The sequence below is a fragment of the Actinospineispora spinosispora DSM 44797 genome (assembly GCF_000429025.1).
Lineage (GTDB): Bacteria > Actinomycetota > Actinomycetes > Mycobacteriales > Pseudonocardiaceae > Pseudonocardia > Pseudonocardia spinosispora.
Map to the genome: position 1 here is coordinate 24327 of NZ_AUBB01000026.1, position 15431 is coordinate 39757.

Below are 15431 nucleotides of genomic sequence, written 5' to 3' on the forward strand. Positions count from 1 at the left end.
TAGCACCGGTATCACTCGGAAGAGTGGCGTTGAACAGTATCCTCAGTGGGTATCCAGGCCGGTCACGACCGGCGCCTCGGAGCCTGTTTCTCAGCTGCCACACGCGTATCGCGTCACCGAGTGGGTCGGCGCCTCGTTGGGTGCTGTAGGGATGCCGGTCCACGTGACCACCGACTCTCGCGGACCGGCTCCCTGTCTGACTCCTCAACTGCGCACTTCCTCAATTGCGCACTCCTTGGGCTGTGTGTTCGTCAGCCCTGAGGCAGATGTTCGGCCGTCGCCCAGCTCGGTCCGGACGCCAGCAGGTGGGTACGGGTCAGTGTCTGCCAGCGGCGCTGCCGGATCCGGTACATCAGCGTCCCGATCGCGGCGACCACACCGGTGAGGCCTCCGGCGTCGACGTCCACCGTGTCGCTGTAGCGGCAGCGTCCGGAGTCGATCGGTTCGACGTGCAGCGTGTGCCGCCAGCCCTTGATGACCCCGCCGTGCTCCTGGGACCGCATCGTGCGCGTGTCGTGGTCGAGCAGCTCGAGCCGGATGGTGTGGCGCCAGGCAGGCAGGACGTGGAACAGCACCAGCCAGCTGGTGCCGCTCTCGCCCTGACGGAACGGCTGGGTCCGGCCGGCCAGCGCGGGGAGCTTGAACAGGCCCTGGGTGACGTAGCGCAGCGACTCGGCGTGCTGCATGGCCTGCCAGACGGCATCGGCGCTGGTCGGCAGCTCGGTCTCGACGTGAATGGTTCGCATGATGTGCCTCCTCCGTGAGGTTGTGAGGTAAATTGTGAGTAATTGCTCGGTTGTCTGGCTACTCGCTTTTACCCGGAGGATCACGTGGTGACGAAACGCCTCGAACCGAGGAAAAGCCCACGTCAGATACGTGCACAGGAGACGAGGCAGCGGCTGCTCGCGGCGGCTGCTCACGTTTTCGCCGAGCACGGCTACGCGGCGGGCACCACGAACCGCATCGCGGAGGCCGCCGGGCATTCGATCGGCTCGCTGTACCAGTACTTCCCGAACAAGGACGCGATCCTCGCCGAGCTGGTCACCGCGCACGCGGAGGAAGGGCTCACGCTGATCCGCCGCAGGCTCGCCGAGGGGCCGCTGCCGGAGACGTTGCACGACAAGCTGACGCTGTTCGTCCGGGCCACCGTCGACCTGCACCGCGACCAGCCCCGGCTGCACCGTGTGCTGTTCGAGGAGGCGCCGCGTCCGCCGGAGCTGCTGGTGACGCTGCACTCGGCGGAACGGCAGATCGTCGCCATGGCGGCCGCGGTGCTCGCCGAGGACCCCTCGGTGCGGGTGGCCGACGTCGCCATGGCGGCCCGGCTCGTCGTCGGCGCGATCGAGTCGCTGGTGCACCGGTTCATCGCGTCCGACACACCCGACGACACCGAGCGGTTCTCCCGCGAGCTGGTCGCCATGCTGATGCGCTACCTCACCTGCCCAGAATCGCCAGGTCCAGCCGATCCAGCCGGGCCGGATCGCCGATGACATCGAGCTCGGTGATGCGATCGCCGGAGATCGTGACGGCCATCGCGACCATCAGACGGCCCCCGGGCGCCACGACCAGGCCGACCCGTCCGTCGACGAGCGCGGGCACCGAGAACGGCGAACGCCGGGAGAAGAACAGCGCCTGACCGGCCACCTCGGAGGCGCCACGCAGCTCTCGCGGCGTTCCCTCGGGCGCGGTGAACCCGTCGGTGCGCAGCACCACGTCCGGATCGAGAACGGCGACCAGCGCGTCGAAGTCGCCGCCCCGCGCGGCCGCGAGGAACGCGTCCACCACCTCGCGCTGCCGGGTCAGGTCGGGCCGAGGGACCGTCGCGGTGCCCTGCACCCGGCGACGGGCCCGACTGGCCAGCTGGCGGGCGGCGGCAGGCGAACGGTCCACGATCGGCGCGATCTCCTCGAACGGCATGGCGAACATGTCGTGCAGGACGAACGCGAGCCGCTCGGCCGGCGCCAGCGTCTCCAGAACCACGAGCAGCGCGAGCCCTACCGAGTCGGCCAGCTCGGCCTGCTGCTCGGGATTCGGGTCGGTCGAGGGACTCTCCGGGGCGATGTCGTCCAGCGGCTCCTCCCGGCGGGTGGAACGGGAGCGCAGCATGTTGAGCGACACGCGCGCGACGACCGTGGTCAACCAGCCCGCGAGGTTCTGGACATCCTGGGTGTCCGATCGGCTCAGCCGCAGCCAGGCCTCCTGCACGGCGTCGTCCGCCTCGCCGGTCGAGCCGAGCATGCGGTACGCGACCGCGTGCAGATGGCCCCGCTGCTCCTCGAAGTGTCGCGCCAGCCAGTCGTTCTCATCCATTGCGGTACCTCCTACCCGACTGACCCGCCGCGCCGCTGAGATGTGACTGTCCGTTCGAGAGAGCTTTCCTCCTCCCAGCGGGCGATGTGCGACGGGTGTCACACACACCACACTGGATCTTCGGCTGATCGGCGTACGTCTGGTCACCTGTGCGTGAGGACGTGTGGATGGAAGCCCGGGACGTGGTGGTCGTGGGGGCCGGCATCGCCGGTCTGACGGCCGCTCGCGAGCTGCGCGCCCGGGGCTACCGGCCGGTGGTGCTGGAGGGCGACGCCGTCCCGGGCGGCCGGGTACGCACCCGGGTGCTGGACGGTGCCAGGGTGGAGCTCGGCGGCGCCGTCGTCACCCGGGCGCACACCGGGATGTGCACGCTCGTCGACCAGCTCGGTCTCGCGGGTGACGCGATCGAACCGGAGTCCCGGTACAACGCGGCGGTGCGGCGCGACGGCGTCTGGCATCACGTCGACCACGGCGGCCTGCGCGGGCTGCTGGGGTTCTCCGCGATGAGCGTCAGGGACCGGCTCTCGCTGCTGACCGGCGCGGCCCCTGCCGTGCTCGGACGCGCGGACCTCGGTGACGTCCTGACCAGCGCGAATCTCGACATCCGATCGATGGGCGAGGTGATCAGCAGGTCAGCTGCCACCTTCTACGCCGGTGTGCTGACCGGCCTGTTCTGGGGCGTCGAGCCGCACGAGGTGTCCCACACGCTGCTGCCGCACTGCCCGAGCATGGTGCGCGAACGGCCGGTTGAGCTGCGCGGTGGCGCGGCGTCGGTGATCGACGAGCTGGCCGCGCCACTGGACGTCCGGTGCGGGGTGACGGTCTCCCGGATCGAGGAGACCGAGGACGGGGTGCGGGTCGACGCACACGGCACCGAGGGTGAGCTCGCGTTCCTGAGCCGCGCGGCCATCCTCGCGACCGACGCGCACACCGCGGCACGGCTCTGGCCCGGTGCGCCCGCGCCGACGCGCGAGTTCCTGAGCACGGTGCGGTACTCGCGGGCGGACTTCGTCCACTTCAGGACGAGCAGCCCGGTCGGCCCCACCAACTCGACCGGCGCGCCGCTGGCGATGGCGACCCTGCCCGCGACCGGGCGCGGCGACCGCATGATCGGGATCATCCGCTACCTCGACCACCGCGCGCCGACCGGCGGCCTGGTCTGTGTCCGGGCCGCGCCGCACAGCGGAGCCGAGGCGCTCTCCGACGCCGCGCTGGGCGACCGGTTCGAGGCCGAGCTGCTCGAGCTGAGCCCCCGGATGGCCGAGCGGATCACCGCCCGCCACGTGGGACGCCAGCGGCGGTTCGTGCCGATCTTCGAACCCGGCTACATCGCCAGGCTGACCCGGCTGCGGTCGACGCTGTCCTCCGGCTCGGTCGACCTCGCGGGGGACTACCTGCACGCGCCCTGCCTGGAGGGTGCGCTGCGCAGCGGCACCCGAGCCGCCGCCCGCACGCTGCGCAGGCTGGCGACGATCCCCGCCGTCGGTGTCGGGGCCTGCGCCCGCTAGCCGGTTGCACCACGTCGCAGAGCCTCGTGTCGCGTCGCGGATGTTGCAGCGTCTGCGACGCGACATCACGGTCTGCGAGGCGCGCGGTTCAGCCTGGTGAGCCGTGTCAGGACCGTGTCAGGACGCACCGTCACGGCGTCAACGACACGTCAGCGGTGTGGTGCGAGCGGACCGCGCGAGGTGCGCTGGGGTCGTGGACGAGGTCATCGCGCGAGTGGTCGTGGGAGTGAGCGGTTCGGTGGGCAGCCTGGCCGCGCTGCGCCGGGCGGTCGCCGAGGCCCGTGCCCGGCGGGCGGTCCTGTGGTCGGTGCTGGTGTGGGACGCGGGTGACGACCGTACGGTCCGGCGGGACCCGGTCGCCGAGGTCTTCCGGGTGTGGGAGGCGGACGCGCTGGTGCGGCTGCACGCCGCCTGGGAGCAGGCGGTCGGGGCCGTCCCCACCGATCCGGCGACCCGGCTGTTCATCGCGCCGGGCCGGCCCGGGCCGACGCTGACCCGGATCGCCGACCGCGCGGACGACCTGCTCGTGGTCGGTTCGGGCACCGGCGGACCGTTCCGGCGGCTGCGCGGCGGTTCGGTCGCCGCCCAGTGCGCCGCGCACGCCCGGTGCTGTGTGCTCGCGGTGCCACCTCCCGCGTGGGAACGGGACCTCGGCCGAGGACCGGTCAGCCGGCTGCTCGCGCGCCGCCGCCTGGTGCAGGAGCTGACCCGGCCCTAGCCTGCCCGCCCATCGGTGACGACGACGAACTTCTCGAACGGCTCGTGAAACGTCCAACGGGTCATCGTGCCCTTCTTGAACGAGTACAGGTCACCGGCGTTCAGCTCGACCGTCTCGCCGGTGTCGACGAGCTCGATGGTCACGCGGCCCCGGACGACGTAACCCGACTCGTCCCCCATCGGAACGTCGTAGAGCGGTGACGTCGTCGCCCCGACCCGCCAGAACGCCGCGACGTGGACCGTGCCGTCGTACGCGGTGCTGCGCTGGACGGCGATCTCGCCGAACGTGCGGGTACGTCCGGTGCCCCCGGCCTCCGGGTACTCGAACGGGACGAACTCGGACGCGGCGCTGTCGGCGATGACGTGCGTCCACGCTGCGGTGGTCATGGTCTGCTCCTCTGATTGACGTGCACACCCGTTCGGCGAAAGGTAGGACGTCGCGGAGTGACCTGGTCGACGGTTCGCGCACGGAGCATCGACGGTTCGCGCAGGGAGGCCTCATGCAGGTGGTCACGGACAGCCCCGCGCGGTGGGCCCAGATCATCACGGACAGCTTCATCTCGTTGCGCGTCCGAGGCGCGGACGACGGTTTCGAGGGTTCGCTGCGCCGGTGCGACCTGGGTGGCGGCGTGCGGCTGACCGCCGTCGGGACGCGGCGGTGCCGGGTGTGCCGGGACGAGAGCGGCGTGCGCGCGGACGGGTCCGACGACCTGCTCCTGCTGTCCCCGCTCACCGGCACGGCGACCGTTCGGCAGGAGGGCACCGAGCAGGTCATCGGGCCTGGTTCGGCGTCCGTGCACGTCGCCGACCGGCCCTACGAGCTGGAGTTCGACGGGCCCAGCCAGGTGATCGTCCTGCAGGCGCCGCGCACGATCGTCCCGTCCTCGGCGCTCGTCTCTCCCGAACGGCGCCGCAGTCCGTCCCGCGGCGGCCTGGTCCGGGTCTTCCGCGCCTTCGCCACCGAGCTGCTGGCCGCGACCGAGGAGCTCTCCGCGCGGGACCGCGACGAGCTGGGCGTGACGGCGGCGGGACTCGCGGTGAGCGTGCTGGGCGCCGCGCGGCCCGAGCCGACGCGCCACCTGGTGACGACCGCGCGGGCGTTCGTCCACGACAACCTCGCCGACCCCGACCTGAGCCCCTCGACGATCGCCGCGCACTGCCGAGTGTCCGTGCGCCTGCTCCAGCTCGCCTTCGCCGAGGACGGCGGCAGCCCGGCCGCGTACATCCGGGCCGAGCGGGTACGGGCCGCTCAACGGCTGCTCGGCGACGGGCGCTACTCGGCGCTGTCGGTCGGTCAGGTCGCGCGCAGGGTCGGGTTCACCGACGTCACCGTGTTCATCCGGGTCTTCACCCGCCGGACCGGCTCGACGCCGGGACGCTGGCGGGTCCGCTGAGTTCAGTGGTTGCTTTATTCAGCGCTCGCTGTACTGTTGAGTCGTGGAGACGTTGACGCACGGCGAGGTGCTCGCCCGGTTCGGACACGCGCTGTCCGACCCGATCCGGTCACGGTTGCTGCTGGCCCTGCGGGAGGCTCCCGGATACCCGGCCCAGCTCGCGGAGCTGCTGGGTACCTCGCGGCAGAACCTGTCCAACCATCTGGCCTGCCTGCGCGGGTGCGGGCTCGTCGTGGCGGTGCCCGAGGGCAGGCGCTCCCGGTACGAGCTCGCCGACCCTCGGCTCGCGCATGCGCTCGGTGACCTGCTGGGCGTCGTGCTGGCCGTCGACCCGGCGTGCTGCCCCGGCAGCGGCGACGCGGAGTGCTGCTGATGACGGCCCCGGCCCGGCTGGCCACCCGGATCCGGTGGCTGGTCGCCGCGACGATCACCTACAACGTGGTCGAGGCGGTCGTCGCGATCAGCGCCGGCGCCGCCGCGTCCTCCACGGCGTTGATCGGATTCGGGCTGGACTCGGTCATCGAGGTGTCCTCGGCGGCCGCGGTGGCCTGGCAGTTCGCCGCCACGGACCACGCCAGACGGGAGCGGACCGCGCTGCGGATCATCGCGGTGTCCTTCTTCGCGCTCGCCGCCTACGTCACGGTCGAGTCCGGGCGGGCGCTGCTGGGCGCCGAACGTGCCGAGCACTCCACGGTGGGGTTGGTGCTCGCCGCGCTGTCATTGCTGATCATGCCCGTATTGTCGAGCCTGCAGCGTCGGGCCGGGCGGGAGCTGGGCTCGGCCAGTGCGGTCGCCGACTCCAAGCAGACCCTGCTGTGCACGTACCTGTCGGCGGTGCTGCTGGTCGGGCTCGGGGTCAACAGCCTGTTCGGCTGGTGGTGGGCCGACCCGGTGGCCGCGCTGGTCATCGCCGCCGTCGCGCTGAAGGAAGGCCGCGACGCATGGCGCGGTCAGCACTGCTGCGCGGTCGGAGTCCCGGATCGTTCCGGTGAGTGCTGCTGAGCGAGCACTCGACGGGTCAGCGCGCGAACGGACGCCGAGATCTCGGGGGTGAGGAACTGGAGCAGGTCCTTCGACGGCGCGCCGTCCGGACCGAGCACCAGCCCGGTCGCGCCGTCGAACGCCGGGTCGGTCGCGGCGGCGACGATCGGCCGAGCACCCTCGGCGGCGGGACGCAGGCCCCGCTGAATCTCGTCCCAGAGACCCCGCAACGCGGGCGGCAGGATCTCCGGGGTCATCGCGGCGGCGTTCGGCGTCGCCGCCGCTGCCGGACCGAGCGGATCGACGACGAACACGCTGATGCCGCTCCCGCTCAGCCGCTCGGCCAGGTCCAGGGCGTGCGCGAGGTGCGCGAGCTTCGCCCGGCCGGTGACCGCCATCCCGTAGTACTCCCCACCCTCCTCGACCTCGGTGTACGTCGGCGATCCGTCGACCACGGTGATCGACGACGAGCTGACCTCGATGATCCGGCTGGGAGCACCCGCCTTCAGCGCGTCGATCAGCGCATCGGTCAGCACGGTGGGGGACAGATGGTTCAGCGCGAACGCGGCCTCGATCCCGTCAACGGTCTCCCAGCGTGTCGACCACATGCCGCCGACGTTGTTCACCAGCAGCCGCAGCGGGCCTTCCCCGGCGAGGCGCGCACCGAGCGCGCGCACCTCGTCCAGTGACGAAAGATCGGCACGCAGGAACCGGGTGTCCCCGCCGATGGCCCCGACGGCGGCCTCGCCGTGGTCCGGGTCCCGGCCGACGACCGTGACGGCGTACCCCTGCCGCCGCAGCTCCATGGCCACGTGGAAGCCGATACCCCTCGTACCGCCGGTGACGACTGCTCTCATCGACCCCTCCGCTCGTCCTGCCGATGTCGCCAGCACACAGGACGAGCAGTCGCGGTGTCCAAGGCCGCTGTGGGATGACGCCATGCCCGCCCGGCATCGCCGCTGGTCTGGCACGCTGGAGGGTGTGGAGCCGGAGATCGAGCTGAGGCATTTCCGCTACGTCCTGGCCGTCGCCGAGGAGGGCACGTTCACCGGCGCGGCCGCGCGGCTGGGCATGACCCAACCGGCGCTGTCCCGGGCGATCCGGGCGGTGGAGACCATGCTCGGCGCGGACCTGTTCGTGCGTGACCGGCACGGCGCGACGCTGACGGACGCGGGCAGGGCACTGCGCGACGACGCCCGCGCCGTCGACGATGCCGCCCGGGCGGCGGTCACCCGGGCGACCGCCGCCCGGGGCACGCGGCAGCTGCGGGTCACCGCGCGTGCCTGCGACATCGACGCGCTGGAGGCTCTCGTCGTCGCCTACAACGCCGAGCATCCCGGTCGCGTTCGGGCGGCGGTGGTGGACGGGTCCGCGCAGGTGGAGGAGGTGCGCACCGGAGTGACGGACGTGACGCTGGTGCGTTCACCGATGGACTTCCGGGGCCTGGACAGCGACCTGTTCCGCGCAGACCCGCGCGTCGCGCTGCTCCCCGACGATCACCCGCTGGCGACGCGCCGGGTGATCGAACGCGCCGAGCTCGACGGCGCGACGATCCCGACCTGGTCCGGGGACACGCCCGCGCAGACCGCCTACTGGACCGGCACGGACCTGGCCCCACACGCGTGGACGCCCGGCCCGTCCGTGTCGGACGCGGCACAGTACGTCGCCGGCATCCGGCTGGGCGGCGCGATCGGATTCGTCCCGGAGTCGTTGCTGCCGGAGCTGGTGCTGCGCGGCATCAGCGTCGTCCAGGTGGCCGGCCTGTCCGCGAGCGAGCTGCGGATCGTGTGGGCCCCGTCGGCGACCTCACAGGAGACGGCGAGCTTCGTCCGGCACGCGACCCGTTAGCGGCGCAGGCCGGACGCGCCCGCGCCGAGAGCAAGACCCACCGCGACGAGCCACCACATGCCCGTCACGATGCTGGCGACCACACCGATGATCAAGCCGGTACCGGCGGTCAGCACGAACCGGTTGCGACCGCGCGTGGAATCACTCATACGCGAGACGATAGGGAAGAACAGGACGGCTGAGCGAGCTCAATTACTTCGGCCCGGTGTGCGGGCAGGACGCACCCGTGACCGTCGCCGAACTCGACTTCGCAGAGCTTCACGTCGCGTCGCAGACACTGCGGCGTCTGTGACGCAACACGACGCTCTGCGAGGTGGCGCCGTTGCTTCGAGGCCAGACACGACGAAGACCCAGGTCCGATGTAGACATCGTCTGACCTGGGCCTTTGTTGGTGGAGCGGATGACGGGAATCGAACCCGCGTATTCAGCTTGGGAAGCTGATGTTCTACCATTGAACTACATCCGCGCGGTGCTTCGAGAGCGAGCTTAGCACCATCCTCGGCGGCGCCATCAGGGTGACACTGGCCTCGGTGAGTGAGCCGGTAGGGTGACGGCGTGCTGCTCTCGGACGGTGATCTACGCAAGGAGCTCGACTCCGGGCGGCTCGTGTTGGACCCCTGGGATTCCGCGATGTTGCAGCCGTCCAGCATCGATGTGCGGCTGGACCGGTACTTCCGCGTCTTCCAGAACTCGCGCTACACCCACATCGATCCGCGCGAGCAGCAGGACGAGCTGACGACCTCGGTGGAGCCGGAGGGCGACGACCCGTTCGTGCTGCATCCCGGCGAGTTCGTGCTGGGTTCGACGTTCGAGTCGGTGGGCCTGCCGGACGATCTCGCCGGTCGGTTGGAGGGCAAGTCGAGCCTCGGCCGTCTCGGGCTGCTCACGCACTCGACGGCCGGGTTCATCGACCCGGGCTTCACCGGGCACATCACGCTCGAGCTGTCGAACGTGGCGAACCTGCCGATCACGTTGTGGCCGGGGATGAAGATCGGTCAGCTGTGCCTGTTCCGGCTGTCCAGCCCCGCCGAACATCCGTACGGCAGCGCCGAGGCCGGCTCCCGCTACCAGGGGCAGCGCGGGCCGACCCAGTCACGCGCCTACCTCAACTTCCACCGGGTCGACACCCGCCGCTGACCGCGTCGCCCAAAACTGTCAGACCCTTCCGGCATCATCCTCGTATCGAACATCCATTCGACACGAGGAGCTTGTCATGGGTACGTCTGTTTCTGTGGCGAAGGCAGTCGCCCCGACGCGTGACCGGCACGAGCAGGTGATCGCCGAGGCGCTGCGCTGGTGCGCGGCGCGCGGTGTGCCGGCCGACGCCGACGTGTTCGCGCTGATCTGTGCCGGTGCCGAATCGGAGGGCGTGGGCACGGGCGCGCCGTTCGTGTGGACCCGGGTCGGTGTCCGCGCGCTGCTCAGCGACGGCATCGCGAGCTGGTGTGCGCTCGCGGGTGTCAGGGACTGCTCGGTCGAGGTGGTCCCCTCGGTCTGGCAGTGGTTCGACTTCCTCCACGACACGGGCCGGTTCGATCCGAGGAGTGACCCGTTATGGGAGCTGCGCAAGCCGCTGATCTGCTACGGGGGCCTCGACTTCGGCGGCCGTCCCCGCCCGGTGGACGACCCGTCGCCGATCCCGTGCGAGTGCCAACTGCCCTACCGGGAGACGGTCGGCTACCTCACCGCGCTGCTGAACGAGGGTGTGCTCGTTCCGGACATCCTGTTCCCGCCGGGGCGGGAGGGCGCACTCGCGCTGTTCGACACACCTCTGCCCACTCAGCGCCGAGGCAAGGCTCCACCCCGCCGTGCCCCGGGCCGTGGAGGTACCCGACCGGGCGCGGGAGGGCGCGGCGGTCCGCGGGGCAGGCGGTGAGCACTGACCTCGAGTGTGGCGACTCCGGGAGCTTCGGCGCCTACAGCCCGGACCTTCCTGGGTGTGTCGCGGTCACCACGATCACCACGGCGGCCTGAGGACACACGCCGAACGGTCCACCGCGTGCCGATACCAGGCCTCGTGGTGGTGACACGGCTACTCTCGGGCGGCCATGGATGAGCGAGCGACTTCCACTTCAGTCCGGTCCGTTCGAGCGGGATGGCCGCCGTGGTCGCGGCGTCCCCGGGTGGACCGTGCCGGCCGGCAGCGGTGGCCGATCCGGGTTCTCGCCGGGCTGATCCTGCTGGCCGCCGTCGGATTGTTGTGGCCGTTCGCGGGCTGGTCGTGGTGGCCGGTGGTCATCGGGCTCGGCGTGTTGGTGCTGCTGTACCTGCTGCGGCTGGACCGGTTGCTGCTCGGCTGGGCGCCACACCTCGCGGGCCTGGTGGTCGTGGTGCTGATGGCGGCGCGCAGCGATCCGTGGGCGTGGGGCCTTGCGGCGGGGCTCGCGGTGCTCGGTGTCGGGTTCGTGCGGCTGCCGGACTGGTGGGTGGTCGCCGTCGGCGTGGTCATGGTCGTGGCGTTCGGCGCCGGATACGGCATCAGCCACTACCGGACGGCCACGCAGCTGCAGGCCGAACAGGCGGCGGCCGACCAGCAGTACCGGGCGAGCCGGATGGCGTTGCCGGCGGAGGCGTTCCTGGGTGCGATCACATCGGACATCGCGTACGGACAGGAGGTGAAGGCGTGCGGTCTGCTCGGATCACCGGGCGGTGAGCAGCTCGCGGCGGCGGAGGGTGCGCCGTCCTGCGTCGACGCCGTGCGCCGGATGCACGGCAGGGTCACCAACCCCGGCAAGTACTCGAACCCGAGGCTGCCGAAGGGCACCGTGACGAAACGCGCGGACGGCACCGCGACCGTCGACGGTTGCGCGGTGTGGCCGGCGGGCACCACCGCGCCGGGGCCGGTGCTGGGCAGGCTCGAACTGCGCCGGCACGAGGGCAGCAGCTACCTGATCACCGGGTACACCCCCTGCGGGAGCTGATACCCGCTCAGCTTGGGTACCGTCGCGCCCGATACAGGCCCGCTCGCCGGCCCGGCGCGCGGTTCCCCCGGGCCGGACGGAGCGAACGTGTCACGACGATGGCAGACGGTGTGCAAGGCGGTTGTGCTGGTGACCGCGACGGTGTCCCTGACCGCGTGCGGGGCCGCCGGTACCGGCACCGCGCCGGGCTCGGGAGCCGCATCGGTCGCGCCGACGCCCACCGCCCCGGACCTGATCGGCGTGCCCGGCCCGCTCAGTCTGGACGGCATCGACCACAGTCTCGCCGCCAGCAGCAAACCGAAGCCGACCTACTACCGCCAGGAGTACCTGCCCTCGGGTCAGCAGCTGGACAGCTACCAGCGGATGCTGCAGGTCGAGCTGGTCGGCGGCGCCGCCGTGGCGGACGCGGTCAAGACCCAGGTCACCGCGCTCGACCAGCGCAAGAAGACCGACCCGGTGGTGAACTACGACGTGCGGGTCAAACAGGAGACCGGTGAGGCGCTGCTCGACTTCGTGCTCGCCGGCAAGACCCAGGCCGGTGAGGACTTCATCGAGTGGAACGTCTACCGGTACGTCCCGGCGACGCTGGCCGGTAAGAAGGCGACCCAGCTGTACGGGCTGAGCCTGCGTGCATATGGCAAGGGCCGCGAGGACTTCTTGAAGAACCTCAAGCAGACCCGGCCGAAGGAGGTCAACGCCGTGGCGTTGGCACAGGTCCCGAAGGTGACGGTTCCGGCGTAGGACGGCGGTGGGGCGGAGCCGGCGGCTCCGCCCCACCGGTCGGTCAGTTCTCCGAGTCGCCGGACTTGGCGGGCTCGGCCGGTTCAGCGGGCTCGGCCGGTTCCGGCGAGTGCGCCTTGCCGTTGGAGTTGCCGTTCGTGCTCGGGTCGCCGCGCTTGACCGAGGCGAGCAGCATCTGCGAGACGTCCAGGACCTCGACGTCCTCGCTCGCGCCCTCGCTCTGCTTCTCGGTCAGGCCGTCGGTGAGCATCGTGCGGCAGAACGGGCACCCGGTGGCGATCTGCTTGGCCTCGGTGGCCAGCGCCTCCTCGGTGCGGGCCAGGTTGACCCGCTTGCCGATGTGCTCCTCCATCCACATCCGCGCACCGCCCGCGCCGCAGCACATCGAACGGTCCGCGTGCCGGGGCATCTCGGTCAGCTTGGCGCCGGCCGCACCGACCAGCTCGCGCGGCTCCTCGTAGACGCCGTTGTGCCGGCCGAGGTAGCACGGGTCGTGGTAGGTCACGTCCGTGCCGCCTTCCGGGGCGGCGACCGGAACCAACTTGCCCTCGCGGACCAGCTTGTTCAGCAGCTGCGTGTGGTGCACGACCTCGTAGTGCCCGTCCAGCTGCGGGTACTCCCGGCCCAGGGTGTTCAGGCAGTGCGGGCAGGTGGTGACGATCTTGCGCTTGCCCGGCTCGCGGCCCTCGAAGACCGTGTTGAGCACCTCGACGTTCTGCTGCGCCAGCATCTGGAAGACGAACTCGTTGCCGGAGCGCCGCGCCGGGTCACCGGTGCAGGTCTCCTCCGGGCCGAGCACGACGTAACCGACGCCGGCTCGGTGCAGCAGCTCCGCGGTGGCCTTGACGGTCTTCTTGGCGTTGTCGTCGTAGGCGCCCGCGCAGCCGACCCAGAACAGGTACTCGGTGTCGTCGGACAGCTCGCCCTCGAACACGGGGACCTCGAAGTCGAGGCCCTTCGTCCACTCCAGGCGGTCCTTGGCGTTCTGTCCCCAGGGGTTGCCCTTGTTCTCCAGGTTCTTGAACAGCACCGACAGCTCGCTGGGGAACTCCGACTCGATCAGCACCTGGTGGCGGCGCATGTCGATGATGTGGTCGACGTGCTCGATGTCGACCGGGCACTGCTCGACACACGCGCCGCAGGACGTACAGGACCACAGGACGTCCGGGTCGATGACGCCGCCGGCCTCCAGGGTGCCGACCAGCGGACGCGCCGCCTGCTCCTCGCCGGACCCGGTGACCCGCCCGAAGCCGGACTCGGGAACGCCGTGGCCGTGTGCGTCGGCGTTGCCGGCCACCTCGACCGCGCCCTCTTCGGGCATGTCCTTGCCGCCGATGAGGTACGGCGCCTTGGCGAACAGGTGGTCCCGCAGGTCCATGATGACGAGCTTCGGGGACAGCGGCTTGCCGGTGTTCCAGGCCGGGCACTGCGACTGACAACGCCCGCACTCGGTGCAGGTGGCGAAGTCGAGCATGCCCTTCCAGGTGAAGTCCTCGATCTTGCCGCGACCGAAGGTGTCGTCCTCGCCCGGGTCCTCGAAGTCGATCGGCTTGCCGCCGGACTCCATCGGCAGTAGCGGGCCGAGGCCCTTGGGCAGCCGCTTGGCCGCGACGTTGATCGGCGCGACGAAGATGTGCAGGTGCTTGGAGTACAGCACGATGATCAGGAACGCCAGCATGACGCCGATGTGCAGCATCAGGCCGACGGTCTCCAGGATGAACAGCGTGGTGTGCGACAGCCCCTCGAAGGGCACGCCGAGGCCGATCGAGATCCAGGCGCCCGAGGTGTACGGCGAGTTCCCGGCGGCCGAGGACACGGCGCGGAAGAAGAACAGCGTCCACACCACGTTGAAGATCATGAACAGGATGAACCAGGCGGGCCCGGTGTGCGAGCCGTAGAACCGGGACTCGCGCTGGCGCCGCTCGGGCGCCTGCCGGATCCGGATGACGGTGAACACCACGAGCGAGACCAGCACCATGAACGCGATGAAGTCCTGCAGGAACCCGAGCGCGGCCCAGTGGCCGATGATCGGGATCGCGAACTTCTCGTCGAACAACGCGCCGTAGGCCTCGATGTAGACGGTCAGCAGGATGATGAACGCCCACATGGTGAACAGGTGCGCTAGCCCCGGTATCGACCATTTGAGCAGCTTCCGCTGCCCGAGCACTTCGACGAACTGGGTGCGCAGTCGAGCGCCCAGCTGGTCGGTTCGGTCATGTGCGGGTTGGCCTGAGCTGATCAGCTTGTACAGCCACCACGCCCGTCGGCCGGCGACAGCGAGTACGAGCACCGTCAGTACTAGGCCGACCACCATTCGCGCGATCACGGTTGTTCCTCCCGGTGGGTCTTGCGGGTGAGAGTAACCCCCGCCGGAGCTGGACGTTTGGTATGCCACGCATGAGGGGAGCCTTACCTACTGAACGGTAACTAAACTGAAACGAGCCAGATGTGCGCCGTGGGTCACAATGTGTGATGTCTCGCGCGTCGCGCCCACGGACCCGGGAGAACCGCGAGGACACTCTTCCGGGCGACCGGTAGCACTCTCGGCAGGTTTTTCCGGCAATCTTCGGGGTTTCCCGCCCGTTCTCCGGACTGGCACGCATCGCTCGTCCTAGGATTCGCGTGGCCAGTTCTTGGGGAGCAGGCGCCGACGGGGAGCAGTCGGCTTTCACCCGGCCGGGTGGGTGCGCCCAGGCCGTGCAGCTACGTGAGGAGCCGTCATGACCAGCCCGTTCGCCGCGGTCACAGCAGGGGCCGGCCAGTTTCTGGCGCAGGAACAGGGCAAGGAGCTCGGCACCCAGAACCTGCAGACCTGGATCACCGGCAACATCGTGCCGTTGTTGCTACTGGTGATCGCGGTGATTCTGCTCTGGATCGGTGGCCGGGGCGACAACGCCGGCGTCGCGCGCCGAGGCGTGGGATTACTGGTCGGCCTGGTCGCGCTGGGCATCGCGGTGTCCGGCAAGGCGGGCGACGTGGGCCAGTTCCTCGCCAACCTCATCGTTGGGTGA

At 70.5% G+C, this 15431-nt stretch carries 19 protein-coding genes and 1 tRNA gene; 13 read left to right on the plus strand and 7 right to left on the minus strand.

The genetic code is table 11. The features are described from left to right. Window positions 1-251: 251 nt before the first annotated feature. Complete coding sequence (locus tag G406_RS0112265; protein WP_028934066.1) at window positions 252-746, minus strand: hypothetical protein; 495 nt, start codon at window positions 744-746, stop codon at window positions 252-254. Window positions 747-833: 87 nt separating this feature from the next. On the opposite strand from G406_RS0112265, the gene G406_RS46405 reads away from it, so the two are divergent. Beyond that, window positions 834-1490 (plus strand): TetR/AcrR family transcriptional regulator, encoded by a 657-nt coding sequence (locus G406_RS46405; protein ID WP_245607093.1) that lies wholly within the window; start codon window positions 834-836, stop codon window positions 1488-1490. Here the strand turns inward: G406_RS46405 and G406_RS0112275 are convergent. After that, window positions 1435-2310: a sigma-70 family RNA polymerase sigma factor gene (locus G406_RS0112275; protein WP_028934067.1), complete on the minus strand. Its 876-nt coding sequence runs from the start codon at window positions 2308-2310 to the stop codon at window positions 1435-1437. The two genes, G406_RS46405 and G406_RS0112275, sit on opposite strands and share 56 nt — an antisense overlap. Window positions 2311-2477: 167 nt before the next feature. On the opposite strand from G406_RS0112275, the gene G406_RS0112280 reads away from it, so the two are divergent. Both G406_RS0112280 and G406_RS46410 read left to right on the plus strand, forming a co-directional pair. Then, a complete protein-coding gene (locus tag G406_RS0112280) occupies window positions 2478-3818 on the plus strand; it encodes a protoporphyrinogen/coproporphyrinogen oxidase (RefSeq protein WP_156934813.1) in 1341 nt (446 codons plus the stop codon). 193 nt (window positions 3819-4011) lie between these two features. After that, the gene (locus G406_RS46410; RefSeq protein WP_037076280.1) at window positions 4012-4536 is read left to right on the plus strand and encodes a universal stress protein; all 525 of its coding nucleotides are present in this window, start codon (window positions 4012-4014) and stop codon (window positions 4534-4536) included. Here G406_RS46410 and G406_RS0112290 read toward each other — a convergent pair. Next, the gene (locus G406_RS0112290) at window positions 4533-4922 is read right to left on the minus strand and encodes a cupin domain-containing protein (RefSeq protein ID WP_028934069.1); all 390 of its coding nucleotides are present in this window, start codon (window positions 4920-4922) and stop codon (window positions 4533-4535) included. The genes G406_RS46410 and G406_RS0112290 overlap by 4 nt on opposite strands. A 113-nt stretch (window positions 4923-5035) precedes the next feature. Between G406_RS0112290 and G406_RS0112295 the strand changes: the two genes are divergently transcribed. From G406_RS0112295 to G406_RS46415, 3 genes are read left to right on the plus strand one after another with little or no spacing between them, the layout of a single operon-like run. After that, the gene (locus G406_RS0112295) at window positions 5036-5929 is read left to right on the plus strand and encodes an AraC-like ligand-binding domain-containing protein (protein WP_156934814.1); all 894 of its coding nucleotides are present in this window, start codon (window positions 5036-5038) and stop codon (window positions 5927-5929) included. 43 nt (window positions 5930-5972) lie between these two features. Next, window positions 5973-6302, plus strand: a complete 330-nt coding sequence (locus G406_RS0112300) for an ArsR/SmtB family transcription factor (protein ID WP_028934071.1) — start codon at window positions 5973-5975, stop codon at window positions 6300-6302. Next, window positions 6302-6931, plus strand: a complete 630-nt coding sequence (locus G406_RS46415) for a cation efflux transmembrane domain-containing protein (protein ID WP_051342024.1) — start codon at window positions 6302-6304, stop codon at window positions 6929-6931. The genes G406_RS0112300 and G406_RS46415 overlap by 1 nt, the downstream gene beginning before the upstream one ends. Here G406_RS46415 and G406_RS0112310 read toward each other — a convergent pair. Continuing rightward, window positions 6880-7767 carry an SDR family NAD(P)-dependent oxidoreductase gene (locus G406_RS0112310; protein ID WP_028934072.1) on the minus strand — a complete coding sequence of 296 codons (888 nt, stop codon included), beginning with the start codon at window positions 7765-7767 and terminating at the stop codon, window positions 6880-6882. The two genes, G406_RS46415 and G406_RS0112310, sit on opposite strands and share 52 nt — an antisense overlap. Before the next feature lie 82 nt (window positions 7768-7849). On the opposite strand from G406_RS0112310, the gene G406_RS0112315 reads away from it, so the two are divergent. Beyond that, window positions 7850-8758, plus strand: a complete 909-nt coding sequence (locus tag G406_RS0112315; protein WP_084216006.1) for a LysR family transcriptional regulator — start codon at window positions 7850-7852, stop codon at window positions 8756-8758. Here the strand turns inward: G406_RS0112315 and G406_RS56760 are convergent. Beyond that, window positions 8755-8907 carry a hypothetical protein gene (locus tag G406_RS56760; RefSeq protein ID WP_156934815.1) on the minus strand — a complete coding sequence of 51 codons (153 nt, stop codon included), beginning with the start codon at window positions 8905-8907 and terminating at the stop codon, window positions 8755-8757. The genes G406_RS0112315 and G406_RS56760 overlap by 4 nt on opposite strands. 243 nt (window positions 8908-9150) lie before the next feature. Further along, window positions 9151-9224 (minus strand) — tRNA-Gly (locus G406_RS0112330). A gap of 89 nt (window positions 9225-9313) precedes the next feature. Here G406_RS0112330 and dcd point away from each other — a divergent pair. The 5 genes from dcd (at window position 9314) to G406_RS57775 (ending at window position 12420) form a co-directional block, all read left to right on the plus strand. Beyond that, window positions 9314-9895, plus strand: coding sequence for a dCTP deaminase (dcd, locus tag G406_RS0112335; protein ID WP_028934074.1), 582 nt, complete (start codon window positions 9314-9316; stop codon window positions 9893-9895). A gap of 76 nt (window positions 9896-9971) precedes the next feature. After that, window positions 9972-10634, plus strand: a complete 663-nt coding sequence (locus tag G406_RS0112340; protein WP_156934816.1) for a hypothetical protein — start codon at window positions 9972-9974, stop codon at window positions 10632-10634. Beyond that, window positions 10631-10732: a type II toxin-antitoxin system HicB family antitoxin gene (locus G406_RS59700; protein WP_425414586.1), complete on the plus strand. Its 102-nt coding sequence runs from the start codon at window positions 10631-10633 to the stop codon at window positions 10730-10732. Before G406_RS0112340 ends, G406_RS59700 begins: the two co-directional genes overlap by 4 nt. A gap of 149 nt (window positions 10733-10881) precedes the next feature. After that, window positions 10882-11679, plus strand: coding sequence for a hypothetical protein (locus G406_RS0112345; RefSeq protein WP_028934076.1), 798 nt, complete (start codon window positions 10882-10884; stop codon window positions 11677-11679). A gap of 87 nt (window positions 11680-11766) precedes the next feature. Next, window positions 11767-12420, plus strand: a complete 654-nt coding sequence (locus G406_RS57775; protein ID WP_169736682.1) for a hypothetical protein — start codon at window positions 11767-11769, stop codon at window positions 12418-12420. A gap of 43 nt (window positions 12421-12463) precedes the next feature. On the opposite strand, the gene G406_RS46425 is transcribed toward G406_RS57775, so the two are convergent. After that, window positions 12464-14746 carry a heterodisulfide reductase-related iron-sulfur binding cluster gene (locus tag G406_RS46425; RefSeq protein ID WP_169736683.1) on the minus strand — a complete coding sequence of 761 codons (2283 nt, stop codon included), beginning with the start codon at window positions 14744-14746 and terminating at the stop codon, window positions 12464-12466. A 394-nt stretch (window positions 14747-15140) separates the two neighbouring features. On the opposite strand from G406_RS46425, the gene G406_RS0112360 reads away from it, so the two are divergent. Continuing rightward, window positions 15141-15431 (plus strand): hypothetical protein, encoded by a 291-nt coding sequence (locus G406_RS0112360; protein ID WP_051341992.1) that lies wholly within the window; start codon window positions 15141-15143, stop codon window positions 15429-15431.